Source organism: Sulfitobacter sp. EE-36 (assembly GCF_000152605.1).
Lineage (GTDB): Bacteria > Pseudomonadota > Alphaproteobacteria > Rhodobacterales > Rhodobacteraceae > Sulfitobacter > Sulfitobacter pontiacus.
In genome coordinates, this window is sequence record NZ_AALV01000007.1 from 72,785 (window position 1) to 86,235 (window position 13,451).

The following is a 13,451-nucleotide window of genomic DNA, read 5'->3' on the forward strand; positions in this document are numbered from 1 at the left end:
TACCATAGACCGGCGGCCTTGGCCGTCGGTCCGACCCTTACCCGGAGACATTGAAATGACCCCATCCCTGACGCCGCGCCTTGGCGGTGCCCTTTTCCTTGCGCTGATCGGCAGCGTAGCAGCAGCCGACGCCTCTCTTGACGCCGGGCGCGCCCTTTTCAACGAGACAGCGCAGCCGCAATGTGCCCTTTGTCACAGCTTGAAAGATGCAGGTGCCGAAGGCGAGATCGGCCCGAACCTTGACGACTTCAAGCCCACCGTCGAACAGGTCCGCGCCGCCGTAACAAGCGGGATCGGCATTATGCCCGGCTTTGCCGAAACGCTGACCGATGCGGAGATCGAAACGCTATCGACCTATGTGGCGACGGTCGCGGGCGGATCAGACGCCGCGGCCCAAAGCGACGCCAGCGCGCCGACCGAGGACGCCGCCGCAGCAGAGCCGGAAACCCCCGGTGCCGAGATTCTGGCACAAGGCGACCCCGCCGCGGGCGAGAAGGTGTTCAGGAAGTGCAAAGCCTGTCACACGGTCGAAGAAGATGGCCCAAGCCGCGTCGGGCCAAATCTTTACGGGATCGTCGGTGCCTCTGTCGCGGCGGTGGACGGGTTCCGCTATTCCGGCGCGCTGACCGACCATGGCGGCGACTGGACACCCGACCGGCTTGCGACTTTCCTTGCCAACCCCCGCAAGGCCGTGCCCGGCACCAAGATGAGCTTTGCCGGGCTGCGCAAGCCGGAAGACCAAGCCGATGTGATCGCCTATCTCGCCAGTTTGTCAGACGCCGACTGACCTAACCGACGCAAGGCCGCGCCGAACGAACCGTCTTTGAAAGCGCTGCCATCACGCTTTCAGAGGCGCGTTCGCGCGTTTCAAGCCTAAGATAGCGGGCAATGGCATCGAACCGGGTGCGGTCCATCCCTGTCGCGACGATAATATGGTGCTGTTGGTCCCGTGAGCCCCAGCTCGCGATCTGCTTTTCTGACGTACTCTTACCCTCTGGCAGGGCAAACCCGCCGCGCAGGTAGGTCAGGCGACATCCATTCTGGCCCGCATAATGCATGATATCGCCCTGCTTTGCCACGCGGGACGCGACGGCTGTCAGGTTCGCGCCCTCAAGATCCGGCACACCCGCCAGTCCCCCCCCCGCCACGGGGCGCAGATCGCCAGAGCCTACATCATAGGTCTGTGCTGCCAGTTCGGTGTGAATGTCGAAAGCCGTGGGGGTGGCGACGAAGTCAGACCCGAAAACCATCGCCAAAGCCACCGCTGCGGCGACAGCGCCGCCCCAAAGCCAACGTCGCGGGTGCCGGTTGCTGTTTGCGGCGCTCGTTTGCGGCGTAGCGTCTTGGTCGTCCAGCACCGGACGCATCAACGCCAAACCGCGCGAAACGCGCCGCACATCCTCAAGCGCCGCAGCCAGCGCGGGTTCGGCTGCCAACCGCGTCTCCAAGGCGCGCATTTCCGACGCGCTCAGCGCGCCATCATGGTAGGCGTTGACCTGTTCCCAGTCTTTGTCGTTCAGCTCGCTCATGTCTTCCGCGTCACTTCCTGTTTTGCCGTTCCAGCCCCATCGACCACGTCCAGTAACGCCCGACGCGCGCGGCTGATCCGGCTCATCACTGTGCCGTTCGGCACATCCATCACTTTCGCCGCCTCGGCGTATTTCAGGCCCATAATGTCCACAAGGCATAGCACCTCGCGGGTCTCGGGCGGCAGCTTCTCGAACGCCAGCCGGATCAATACATCCCGCGCGGTATCCGGACCGCCTGCTTCATCAGATAGACGTTTCTCCTCCGCCGAATATTCACGGCGCACGCGCCTTTTTCTCAGCTCGTCATAATGCAGGTTGCGAATGACGCGGAACATCCACGGGCGCAATTCCTCCAGCAGCTCGGGTCTGCGATCAGACCGCAACCCCCGCTCCACCGCGTCCTGCACCAGATCCTCTGCCGCGTCGCGCGACTGACAGATGGCCGTGGCATAGGCCCTCAACTCAGGCAAAAGAATCTCGATAAGGGTACGCTGCGCCATATCAATCCGTACCGCGTTTTCAGGCCGGATCAAAGCCAACACGGCCCGTTGTCGGCATTCTTCGTGCGGGATCGGGCGTAGGAGTTGCGTCGAGAATATCCGTGATGCTTGCCGGAAAAATCGCGGCGCACGCGGGTGACTCTTAACCGGTATTCAGATGGCTTCACCGGCAGGGTTTAAGCGCTCGCCGTTATTTAACATAACGTTGACTAAAAATTTCTAATTCCCAAACAAACGCCCCACCCGTATCAACCTGACAAACGACGAAACCCACAAAACAAAAAAACCGCAGCATTTCCGCCGCGGTTTCTTCATCTAAAGTCTGGCCCTATTCAGGCGATGGCTGCCTTGATCTGGTCGGCGAGCGACATGGGATCAAAGGGTTTGCTGATCACCTCTGTCGCGCCGATGCCGCGCAGTTCTTCCAGCTCGTTCGGCTGGGCACGGGCGGTCATGAAGATCGCGGGCACATTCGCGAAATCCGGATTCTCGCGCAGTTTCTCAAGCGTTTGACGGCCGGTCATGCCGGGCATCATCATATCCAGCAAAAACACGTCGGGGATATAGTCCAGCGTCTTTTCAAGCGCCTGTTCGCCGCAGTCGCATTGCTCCACCACGAAATCACCCGACAGTTCGAGTGACATTTTGGCGATTTCGCGAATATCGGCGTCGTCTTCTACGTGAAGCAATTTAATCATACGGGACTCTTATCCAACGTTCTCTAGTCTTTCAAAATCATTCTCTGGCCCAGAATGGCGCGTTTTGACAGGTAAAGTGAAGGTGAAAGTTGTCCCCCGCCCTTCTTTACTGACAAAATCGATCGTACCACCCAAACCTTCAACAATTGCTTTACAGATGCTCAGCCCCAAACCGGTACCGCCTTTGGTCGCCCGGTCGGAATTCGCCATATCTGCAAACCGCTGAAAGATCTTATGCTGGTCTTCGGGCGCAATGCCCATACCCTCATCGCGTACAGACACACATACGTTTTCAGGGGTTTTATCGACGGAGATCTCCACCGTGCCGCCCGGCTTGGAAAACTTCGCAGCATTCGACATCAAGTTGGTTAAAACTTGAATGATACGGTTGGCGTCGGTCTCGATATAGGTGGGCGTATCCACCCCGTGGCATTTGATCTGCAAGCCGAACCGCTGATGGGCGGTCGCATTGGCGCGCAGAGATTCGGCCACCAGTTCTGACAGGTCGGCGGTTTCCAGTTCGAAATCCAGACGCCCGGAGGAGATCTTCTCCATATCCAGGATGTCGTTGATGATCAGCACCAGACGATCGGCATTGCGATGCGCGATCTCCAGCAGGCCCTCGGCCTTGGGCGGCAGCTGGCCCGCGGCTTTCGACAACAGCAGCCCCATAGACCCTTTGATCGAGGTCAAGGGCGACCGGAGTTCGTGGCTGACCATAGAGATAAAATCCGCCTGAAGTTGCTCTTGTTCAAGCCGTTCGGTGATGTCGTGCAGCATGATCAGCAGACGCCCGTCGACTGTCCCCTTGTTGAGCCACTTGATCGACCCTTCAAAGTTCGTGCCCGATATCGTTGCGCTGAACGTCATATAGGTGTCGCCGATATCCATCATCCGCAGACAGGCATCGAGCACATCCTCGCAGCCGCGTTCGGCCGCCATATCGCGCACCGTTTGCCCGTTCTTGGGCCGCGTCGACCAGCCGAACCGCGCCTTGGCGGCGAGGTTCATATAGCGCAATTCAAGATTGTCTTCGGACACGATCCAGATATCGTCGCGCAGCTCGTGCAAGGTCATCGCCGTGTCGCGCCGCGCGATCAGCTTGGTGGTAGAGGTAATGTCCGTCCGCGCCGAGATCGACCCGATCCAGCGGCCATTCGCATCCAGCAACGGGGTCACTGTCGTCTGTGTCACGCAGGTGGACCCGTCGCGATTGCGCAGCGTCGTTTCACCCTGCCAGCTTTTGCCCTGCCGCAGCAGATCGCGGATTTCAGTGGCGGTGGTTCTATTGTCCTTGGAATACAGCATCGCGACCGGTTTGCCGATCAGCTCTTGGCGGGTATAGCCGGTTGCCTCGAGCAACAGGTCGTTCACCTCGACCAGCAGGTTATCGGTGTCGACCACGTTTACCATTGTGTGCATCTTCAGCACGCGCAGCTGTTGGGCAACGCTGTCATCAACCGTCGCACGCGCCGGCGTGGCGCGCACATTCGCGGCGATCAGCGGCACCAGACTGGCAATGGCGATGGCCCCGATAACCGGAACGGTTTGCGCCGGTGCCCCTGACAGCAGCGCCGAGGTCGCGGCATACCACCCCCCAGCCAAGGCCGATCCGGCGACGAAACCGGTGGCAATATGGCGCTTCTTTCCGTTCCAAGACATATCGCGTCCTTACTTACAAAAAGAAGGCACCATCCCTAGCCAAGCACCCTCTCCATCCCTTGCGCCATCATAGACAAAAGTATCTAGACATTTTTAAGGCGATTTTTAGTAACTTCATAAACAACCATAAGGAGATCAACTCGCTCTTTGTGTCGGACCTACAATACTTTCGATAATGTGGTTCAGATCGGTCTGAGACTTCACCAGATGGGTGCCCACCCGACTATCCTTCTCGCGCGCAGCGTCAGAGGTCAGCCCGACCACCCGCGCCGTTGGCTGAAGCTCAGCGATATCGTCCAGGACGGCAGCGGCGTCGCCATCTGGCACGGTCCAGTCAAGGATAATCACATCCAGCGGCCCCGCGCTCAGCGCTTCGTGGACCTCGTTCAGCCGCGTGACGTTATGCACATCGGCAAAAGGTCTCAGCCCTTCGCGCAGCACCTCTGCAAATTCTTCGTCATCCTCAAGGTGCAACACCCTAAGGTTGTCCTTCGTGCCGTCGATCACTTCGAACGTGCGGGCATCGGGCAGCACGTCATACCCTTCGGCATCGGTGGCCAGCGGGCAGGTGAACCAGAAAATCGTGGTCCCGCTCGGCTTGCTTTCAAAGCCGATGTTGCCGCCCTGACGCCAGACGATCTGTCGCGTGATATTCAGCCCAAGGCCCGTCCCGCCCTTGGCCCGCGTGTCCGATCCATCGGCCTGAGAGAACGCCTGAAAAATCCGGTTCTTGAAATTCTCGGGCACGCCGGGGCCGAAGTTCTGAACGTAAACAATCGCCATGTCGCCAATCGTCTCGGCCTTGATCGTGACGTCGGTGCCTTCGGTCGAGTACTTGCACGCATTCGACATCAGGTTCGCCAGCACCTGCATCATCCGTGACCAATCGGCGGTTACATTGATGTCGGTGTCGGGCAGATCCATCACCAGTTTGGTGTTATGGGTGACGGCAAAGGGCATCATCTCTTGCACGGCCGAAGAGATGACCTCGTTCAGGCTCATCGGGCTGAGGTCAAAGTCGATCTTGCCCGACGATATTTTTTCGAGGTCGAGGATATCGTTCACGATGGTGGTCAGACGGTCGGCGTTGTTGCGCGCGATCTCGATCAGGCGCAGCGCCGAGGCCGGCATGGTGTCACGCGCCGACATCTCGATCAGGCCAAGCGCCCCCTTGATAGAGGTCAGCGGCGTGCGCAATTCATGGCTGACGGTGGACACGAACTCATTCTTGATCTCGTCGATCTTCTTCTGGTCGGTGATATCGTTGACCTGCGCGATAAAGACATAAGCCCCTTCGTTTTTGTCGAAGGTCCAGGTGATGTTGAACAGCCCCCACCGCTGGCCGCCGTCCTTGTGCAGGATCGGATGTTCGCCGCGGTAAACCTCGTTCGACCCGCTTTCGGTGAACTTGGTCACGATATCACGCATCAGCTTCACATCTTCCTCGGGGATGATCTGCGCAAGGTTGAACTGGTCGGTCATTGCCTTTTGCGAATATCCCGTCAGCTCGCACATCGCGTTGTTCACGCTGGTGAACTGCCCGTTGCTGTTCAGGGTCGCCATGCCTACGGGGGCCGCATTCAGCACGGTGCGGAATCGCTTCTCGCTTGCCTCAAGCGCGTTGCGGGCGTGACGCAGCGCGGTGATGTCGCTTTGCGTCCCGACCATCCGTATCGCCGACCCATCGTCGGCGCGGTCCACGACCACGGCATCCGACCGCATCCAGCGCCAGCTTTCGCCGAACTGCATCCGGTATTCGGTCCGCGACCGTTCTGCCTTGCCGGTGATACAATCCTGATCCGCCTCGATCAGACGGGGCAGATCGTCGGGGTGGATACGGCTCAGGAACTCTTCCTGCGTATCCTCGATCTCCGGACCGACATCCATGATCTTGCGCCACGTCGGCGAGACCACCGATGTGCCCGACATCAGGTCGATCTCGAACACGCCAATCTCTGACCCCGCGAGGGCATGGTCATAGCGTTCCTTGATCCCGGCCAGTTCCCCGACGGCCCCGACCTCGACCGACACATCCCGCACAATAGCGGTGATGCGTTTGACGCCATTCAGCGTCTCCCATTCGTTATAATGTAGATCAAGGTGCAGCGTGGATCCGTCGTGTTTGGTGCCCGTGGCGTTATAGCCTGCCTCTGCGGGCAGCCACCCCGCCTCTGTCACGAATTTGGTCAGGGGCAACCCGCCCATCCCGTCTTCACGCTTGTCGAAAATCTCGAGCGCGGCGTGGTTGGCAAACAGGATCTCGCGGCGTTCATCCAGAATGAAGATCCCCACGACACTGTTCTCGATGATCGACCGGTTTTCCTCTTCGCGGGCGTTGATCTGCTGTTCGCGCAGCGCGGCCACCTCGGCCAGAGAATCCCCGCGTTGGCGAATGGCGCGCAGCACCACGATCAGCATCGCGGTCAGGGCAATCCCTGCGATCAACGCGAGCAGCGGCGTCCCACCGGGGAACAACGCCTCGAACAAGGGGGTGCTTTCATATTGGACGGTCCAGGTCCGCCCGAAGAATTCGGTGGTATAGACCACACTATACTTACCCGCCGCATGTTCGTGATCCTGGCTGGCATAGATCAGAGCTTCGGGGTCGGTCGTGTCGCCGTCATAGACGTGGAAATCATACACATTGTTCTGGTTCGGCGTCAGGTCCTGCAACAGGTTGCGGCCGATGAACGGCGCATAGACCCAGCCGCGAAACGTCCCCTCGCGCGGGCCGGAGGCATAGAACAGCGGGCGCAGCAGCAAGAATCCCGGTTGCTTCATCGCGTCCTGCACCAGCAGGATGCGCGGAGTCAGCTGCGGGGTGTTGGTTTCGCGTGCCCGATCCGCCGCCTCGCGCCGCCCTTTTTCAAAGCTGATGTCCAGCCCGACGGCTTCCTTGTTGGGCAGCACCGGCGCGATATATTTGATCACATATTTCTGGTCATGGTTCGTTTCTGGCCTGATCTCGAACCCCGGCGTCCCATTGGCACGCATATCTGCGACGAAAGCATCCTCGTCCACCTTGGCGACGGGTTCGACAAAACCGATCCCGTTGATGCCGGGCAGGTAGTTTTCGAAATCCAGACTTTCGACAAAGGTCTCGAAATCGTCGTACTCGATATTCTCCGACGATTGCATCATCCCCGCGGCACCGTTCAGACTTTGCAGATAGATATTCATCCGACGATCCAGCGCCTGAAGCCCGTCTTCGGTGATGCGTGCGAATTCGGCCTTGGCCGCGGCGCGGTTCATTCGCGCGCCTTCAGCGTAGATCCCGAAGGTCACGAGAAGGCAGACAACGATCAAAATCAAATCTAAGCGCTTGAACAAAACTATACTCTCACATTTCGCAAAACTGAAAAGCGCCTAATCGATGAAAGCCACCCGCTGATCATGTTACCGGCATCCCTCACTTATAAGTAGCACCGGTTTCCCTGCCAACGTTAATTATTACTTGCGCACAGGATTAAGACAGAAACCTCAACAGAATCTGAAGACACCCCAACTCAGGGTTGCCGATCAGACGGGATGCACAATCATAGCACGGAAGTCGTTGACGTTCGTCAGCGTCGGTCCCGTCACCACCTGACAGCCGATCCGGCCAAAGAAACCGTGGGCGTCATTTACCGCTAACGCCGATTCTGCGTCGAGGCGCGCGGACCCCGCCCGTGCCAATGTGTCGGGCCCGATGATCGCCCCCGCCACCTCTGCCGCGCCGTCGACGCCGTCGGTATCGCAGGCCAACCCCCAGATACCGGCCGCCCCGTTCAGGGCCAGCATCAGCGCCAAGGCATATTCCGCATTCGGTCCACCAACGCCATCCCCGCGCCGCGTGACCGTCATCTCCCCCCCCGACAGGACAACAATCGGCGCATCGCCGGGATGTAGACGCGTCTGTTCTTGCAGGGCCAAGGCGGCATGGGCCCGGGCGACCTCGCGGGCCTCGCCCTCCAGATCATTGCCCAGACGGATCACGCGAAACCCCTCTGCCTCGGCCAAAGCCTGTGCCGCATCCAGCGATTGCTTGGGGGCCGCATAAATCCGGTTCATCGCACGCGACAGCCGCGCATCATCCGGCGGCACGACCTGCGACCCCGCAGCCAGCGCCCGCGTGACCGAGGCCGGAACTGCCACGCCCCACTGCGTCAAGATCGCCTGCGCATCGCGCGAGGTGGAGGCATCGCCCACCGTGGGGCCCGACCCGATCATCGCCATATCATCCCCCGGCACGTCCGAGATCATCAACGTGTGCATCGTCGCCGGATAGGCCGCTGCCGCCAACTGCCCGCCCTTGACCTGCGACAGATGCTTGCGCACCACATTCATCTGCGTGATCGGCGCGCCAGAGGCCAGCAACCCCGCGTTCACCGCTTGTTTCTCGGCCAGCGTAATCTCCCCCAAGGGCGCGGTCAGCAGCGCCGACGCCCCGCCCGAGATCAGCGCCAGCACAAAGTCCCCCTCGCCCAAGTCCTGCACCAGCTCTAGCATCCGCGCGGTTGCGGCCTGTCCGGCGGCATCGGGCACGGGGTGGGCGGCCTCGACAATCTCGATCCCCTGACAGGGGCGGGCGTATCCATAGCGGGTGATCACCAAACCGTCGCAGGGGCCCCAGGCCGCCTCGACCGCCTCGGCCATGCGCGCGCTGGCCTTGCCCGCACCGATCACCACCACACGCCCCGCCGGTTTCGGCGGCAGATGCGCGGCCAGCGATTGCATCGGATCGGCCACGGCAACCGCGCGGTCGAACAAGCGGCGTAAAGTCGTCTCCGGCGCGGTGTGCATGGCGATCCCTATCCCGTCATCAAAAAAGCCGCCCCCGAAGGGACGGCCTGTTTTACACTCACGCGGTCTGATCGAACAGCCTTTTGCGTGCCGCGGCGTATTCTGTCGCCATCCGCTCGACCACCTCGGCGGCGGGGCGCACATCCTTGACCGCGCCGATGCCCTGACCGGCCCCCCAAATCTCTTTCCAGCTTTTGGGCTTTTCGCGATCGGCACCGAAGTTCATGTTCGACGGGTCGGACCGTTCAAGGTTGTTCGGGTCCATGCCCTGCGCCTCGATCGAGGCTTTCAGATAGTTGCCCCAAACGCCGGTGAACAAATCGGAGTACACAATATCCGAGGCCCCCGAATCCGCGATCATCTGCTTGTAGCGTGCGTCGGCATTCGCCTCTTGCGTGGCGATAAACGCCGACCCGGCATAGCCGCCATCCGCGCCCATGGCCTGCGCCGCAAGAATGCTGTCGCCCTTGGCAATCGCCCCCGACAGGAACAGCGGTCCGTTGAACCATTCGCGGATCTCCTGGATCAGCGCCAGCGGCGACAAGGCACCGGCGTGCCCCCCTGCCCCTGCGGCCACGGCGATCAGACCATCGGCCCCTTTTTCAATCGCCTTATGGGCAAAGCGGTTGTTGATGATGTCGTGCAAGACAACACCGCCCGCGCCATGCGCCGCATCGTTCAGCCATTCCTGCGCCCCAAGCGACGTGATCCACAGCGGCACCTCGTGCTTGACGCAAATCTCTACGTCGCGTTCAAGCCGCGCATTGGATTTATGCACGATCTGGTTCACCGCATAGGGGGCGGCGGGATTGTCAGGGTTCGCTTGGTTGTGACGGTCCAGCTCTTCCTTGATGCGCGTCAACCAGCGGTCCAGCTCAATCGGTTCGCCTTCCGCTTCGCGTGCGTTCAGCGCTGGAAAGCTGCCCACGATACCGGCCTTGCACTGTGCAATCACCAGATCAGGGTTCGAGATAATGAACAGCGGGCTGCCAATCAGCGGGATTCGCAAATTGTCGAAAAGGGCGGGTAGCGTCATCTTGTTCCTCCGGGACGTATTATTTTCCTGCAACTTGTCAGGATGTGCGCGCTTTGGAAATGACGAACGTTGCGTCCGTCACCCCCTTCTTGTGATCGGGACTACAGCGCCTCGACGATGGTGACATTGGCGATGCCGCCGCCTTCGCACATGGTTTGCAACCCGTATCTTTGGCCGCGCGCATGCAGGCTGTGCACCAGCGTCGTCATCAGCCGCGCACCAGAGGCCCCCAAAGGATGCCCAAGCGCAATCGCGCCGCCATTCACATTCAACTTGGCCGGATCGGCCCCGGTGTGTTTCGCCCAGGCCATCGGGATCGGCGCAAAGGCTTCGTTGACCTCGAACAGATCGATGTCGTCGATTTTCATACCGGCCCGCTCCAGCGCGCGGTCGGTGGCGGGCAGCGGTTCCTCCAGCATGATCACCGGATCGCCTGCGGTCACCGTCAGGTTCACGATCCGCGCCTTCGGGGTCAGCTTGTATTTCTTGAGCGCAGCTTCGGACACGACCAACACGCCCGCCGCCCCATCGCAAATCTGCGACGCATTCGCGGCAGAGATCATACCGTCCGGATCAAGCAGTTTAACAGAGGAAATCCCGTCAAGCGTCGCATCATCGCGGATGCCTTCGTCGCGGGTGTGCATCCTGCCGTCGATGGCCAGCGGAATGATCTCTGCGTCAAAGGCCCCACCATCCCGCGCAGCGGCGGCGCGGCGGTGGCTTTCCAGCGCATAGGCGTCCAGTTCCGCGCGGGTGAACCCGTGCTTCTGTGCGACCATTTCCGCGCCGATGAACTGGCTGAAATTCTTGGTGCCGTAGCGCGCTTCGATCCGGTCGCTGAACGGGCCCTCGCCCAACCCCGCCTTGGCATAAAGCGAAACATTCGACCCCATCGGCACCCGTGTCATGCTTTCGACACCCATGGCGACAACCACATCCTGCGTGCCCGACATCACGGCCTGCGCCGCGAATTGCACCGCCTGTTGCGAGCTGCCGCATTGCCGGTCGATGGTGACCGCGGGCACCGATTGCGGCAGGTTCGACGCCAGCACACAGTTGCGCCCGAAGGCAAAGGATTGCTCTCCGCCCTGGCTGACGCACCCGACGATCACGTCATCAATCACCGCGCCGTCGATCCCGGATCGCGCCACCAGCGCATTCAACACTTCGGCCCCCAGATTGGCAGGGTGCCAGTCGCGCAGCGCGCCGCCACGGCGCCCCCCTGCGGTGCGGGCTGTCTCTACGATATAGGCATGTGCCATAACGCTTTCCCCTCTATCCACTCTCTATTTCGGTGCCATGCGGATCGCGCCATCAAGGCGGATCGTTTCACCGTTCAGCATCGGGTTGTCGATAATCGCCCCGACCATCTTGGCGTATTCCGACGGATCGCCCAAACGGCTGGGGAAGGGCACCTGCGCGCCGAGCGAATCCTGCGCCTCCTGCGGCAGCCCCTCCAGCAGCGGAGTGAGGAACAGCCCCGGTGCGATCGTCATCACCCGGATGCCATAGCGCGCCAGCTCGCGGGCGACGGGCAAGGTCATGCCCACGATCCCGCCCTTCGATGCCGCATAGGCCGCCTGCCCGATCTGGCCATCAAACGCCGCGACCGATGCCGTGTTGATGATCACGCCGCGTTCTTCGCCCACAGGCTCTGCCTTGTGCAAGGCGGCGGCGAATTTCGACAACACGTTGAACGACCCCAGCAGGTTCACATTCACGACATTGGTAAAGCTTGCCAAGGGCAGCGCCGCGCCGTCACGATCCACGACTTTGGCGGGCGGGCCGATGCCCGCGCAGTTTACCAGAATACGCGCCTTGCCGTGCAGCCCTTCGGCCTCTGCGATCGCGGCCTCTACCGCGCTTTCGTCGGTGACATCAACGCGCAGGAACTTGCCCCCAATGGCGGTGGCTTTTTCCTCGCCCAGTTCAACGTTCATATCAAAGATGGTGACCTTGGCCCCGGCCTGCGCCAGAAACGCTGCCGTGGCCCCGCCCAATCCCGAAGCGCCACCGGTGACGATGGCGGCCTGTCCGTTCAATTGCATGGTATCCTCCCCTTCCCTGCTGACGCAGGGGCAACAGTTTAATTGCGGGGAATGTCGCCTGCGGTTTCGCGGATTACAATGGCAAAGCGTGGGGCACGCGGCCCCCCCGTTCAGCCGATCCGGTTCAGGCGGTGATCACGACCTCGGACACGTCACTATCTACGGCCTGCAATGCCGCCAGCACGCGGGGGATCAGATGGGTCTGCACATAGGCCCCGTGAAAACGGCTGGGGGCCTGAAGCGTGACACGCCCCCCTGCCCGATCCTGCCGCGTGAGATTATGCAGCCAACTGCCATAGACACCGGCATCTTCGGCATGAAGCACGGCCTGCGCCAACGCCCATTCGCTGCCCCCTTCGACAGGCGGCGTCGGGGCGGTGCCACGCACGGGCAAAGGCACCACCCGCGTCGGTTCCGGCGCGCCCTGCATGCGCAGATCAAAGTCCGGCCCGACCTGCGGCCATTGCGGGCGCGTCTTTTCAAGGATCGCATCAAGATCGAGCCCGTATTCCGTCACCCGTCCGCGCGCGCCCTGACGTTTGACCACCAGCCAGCCGCAGCCGCGCAGCTTTGCCATCTCGCGTTTGACGGTGCGTTCATCAACGGACCAAAGCTGCGCGATCTCGCGCTGACCCACGGCCAGTTCATTGCGCGCCCAGTTGTAGCGCGCCGTTACAAGTGTAATGAAGCGCAGCACCAGACGGTGATCATGTTTCCCGCCGGCAAGGGCATAGGCCCCCAAGGCGGTGATGATATCATACTTGCGCGCGGCGGCGTCACGCCCCACGGGTTTCGGTGAAAGCATAGCTGCTCCGATCTGGCACGGTGTGAATGTGCAGCCTCAGTTCGATCTCTTGATGGATCCTCGGGGCGTAGACAACGTCTTTTCTGCCTCTTCCCTGATTTGCGTCCGGAAACCCGATTCTGTCAAGGATTGGTTTTGCACCGACCCTCTTTCTTCCCCATTCAAATTTGAAAGTTGAGGTATCATTGGTATAGGGGGTCATCCTGAGCGTCCCCTATTACAGCGTTTTTGTCCCCCAATATGTCGCGGGGCCGATCCTGCTGTCCCCCTATATTTCCGCCCCGGGGCTATAGAGCCGCACCTATCGCCCGAATCGCGCCGAGGCCCTGTGGTATAAGGGATATTGAAAACCTGTTTATAGAATAAATGTCTTTCCATGAGATGCAAATTC

11 protein-coding genes are annotated in these 13,451 nt (G+C 60.7%); 1 reads left to right on the plus strand and 10 read right to left on the minus strand.

The window, feature by feature from the left end; translation table 11 throughout:
- Positions 1–55 precede the first annotated feature (55 nt).
- The gene (locus EE36_RS01970) at positions 56–787 is read left to right on the plus strand and encodes a c-type cytochrome (protein ID WP_005848962.1); all 732 of its coding nucleotides are present in this window, start codon (positions 56–58) and stop codon (positions 785–787) included.
- A gap of 1 nt (position 788) precedes the next feature.
- Here the strand turns inward: EE36_RS01970 and EE36_RS01975 are convergent, their stop codons facing one another.
- The 10 genes from EE36_RS01975 to EE36_RS02020 all read right to left on the minus strand — a co-directional run bounded on the left by EE36_RS01975 (position 789) and on the right by EE36_RS02020 (position 13,060).
- Complete coding sequence (locus tag EE36_RS01975; protein WP_005848964.1) at positions 789–1,529, minus strand: hypothetical protein; 741 nt, start codon at positions 1,527–1,529, stop codon at positions 789–791.
- Positions 1,526–2,029 (minus strand): RNA polymerase sigma factor, encoded by a 504-nt coding sequence (locus EE36_RS01980; protein WP_009824384.1) that lies wholly within the window; start codon positions 2,027–2,029, stop codon positions 1,526–1,528. The genes EE36_RS01975 and EE36_RS01980 overlap by 4 nt, the downstream gene beginning before the upstream one ends.
- A gap of 332 nt (positions 2,030–2,361) precedes the next feature.
- Entirely contained in the window at positions 2,362–2,727 is a 366-nt protein-coding gene (locus tag EE36_RS01985) for a response regulator (RefSeq protein ID WP_005848967.1), read from the minus strand.
- 9 nt (positions 2,728–2,736) lie between these two features.
- Positions 2,737–4,389, minus strand: coding sequence for an ATP-binding protein (locus EE36_RS01990; protein ID WP_005848969.1), 1,653 nt, complete (start codon positions 4,387–4,389; stop codon positions 2,737–2,739).
- 135 nt (positions 4,390–4,524) lie between these two features.
- Positions 4,525–7,641 (minus strand): CHASE domain-containing protein, encoded by a 3,117-nt coding sequence (locus tag EE36_RS01995; RefSeq protein ID WP_254655532.1) that lies wholly within the window; start codon positions 7,639–7,641, stop codon positions 4,525–4,527.
- Positions 7,642–7,908: 267 nt separating this feature from the next.
- Positions 7,909–9,171 carry a glycerate kinase gene (locus EE36_RS02000; RefSeq protein WP_005848972.1) on the minus strand — a complete coding sequence of 421 codons (1,263 nt, stop codon included), beginning with the start codon at positions 9,169–9,171 and terminating at the stop codon, positions 7,909–7,911.
- A 58-nt stretch (positions 9,172–9,229) separates the two neighbouring features.
- Complete coding sequence (locus tag EE36_RS02005) at positions 9,230–10,207, minus strand: nitronate monooxygenase family protein (protein WP_005848974.1); 978 nt, start codon at positions 10,205–10,207, stop codon at positions 9,230–9,232.
- A 101-nt stretch (positions 10,208–10,308) separates the two neighbouring features.
- Positions 10,309–11,469 (minus strand): acetyl-CoA C-acetyltransferase, encoded by a 1,161-nt coding sequence (locus EE36_RS02010; RefSeq protein ID WP_005848975.1) that lies wholly within the window; start codon positions 11,467–11,469, stop codon positions 10,309–10,311.
- A 24-nt stretch (positions 11,470–11,493) separates the two neighbouring features.
- Complete coding sequence (locus EE36_RS02015) at positions 11,494–12,255, minus strand: SDR family NAD(P)-dependent oxidoreductase (protein ID WP_005848977.1); 762 nt, start codon at positions 12,253–12,255, stop codon at positions 11,494–11,496.
- Positions 12,256–12,379: 124 nt separating this feature from the next.
- On the minus strand, positions 12,380–13,060 hold the full coding sequence (locus EE36_RS02020; protein WP_005848978.1) for a DnaA N-terminal domain-containing protein: 681 nt from the start codon (positions 13,058–13,060) through the stop codon (positions 12,380–12,382).
- Positions 13,061–13,451: the final 391 nt, after the last annotated feature.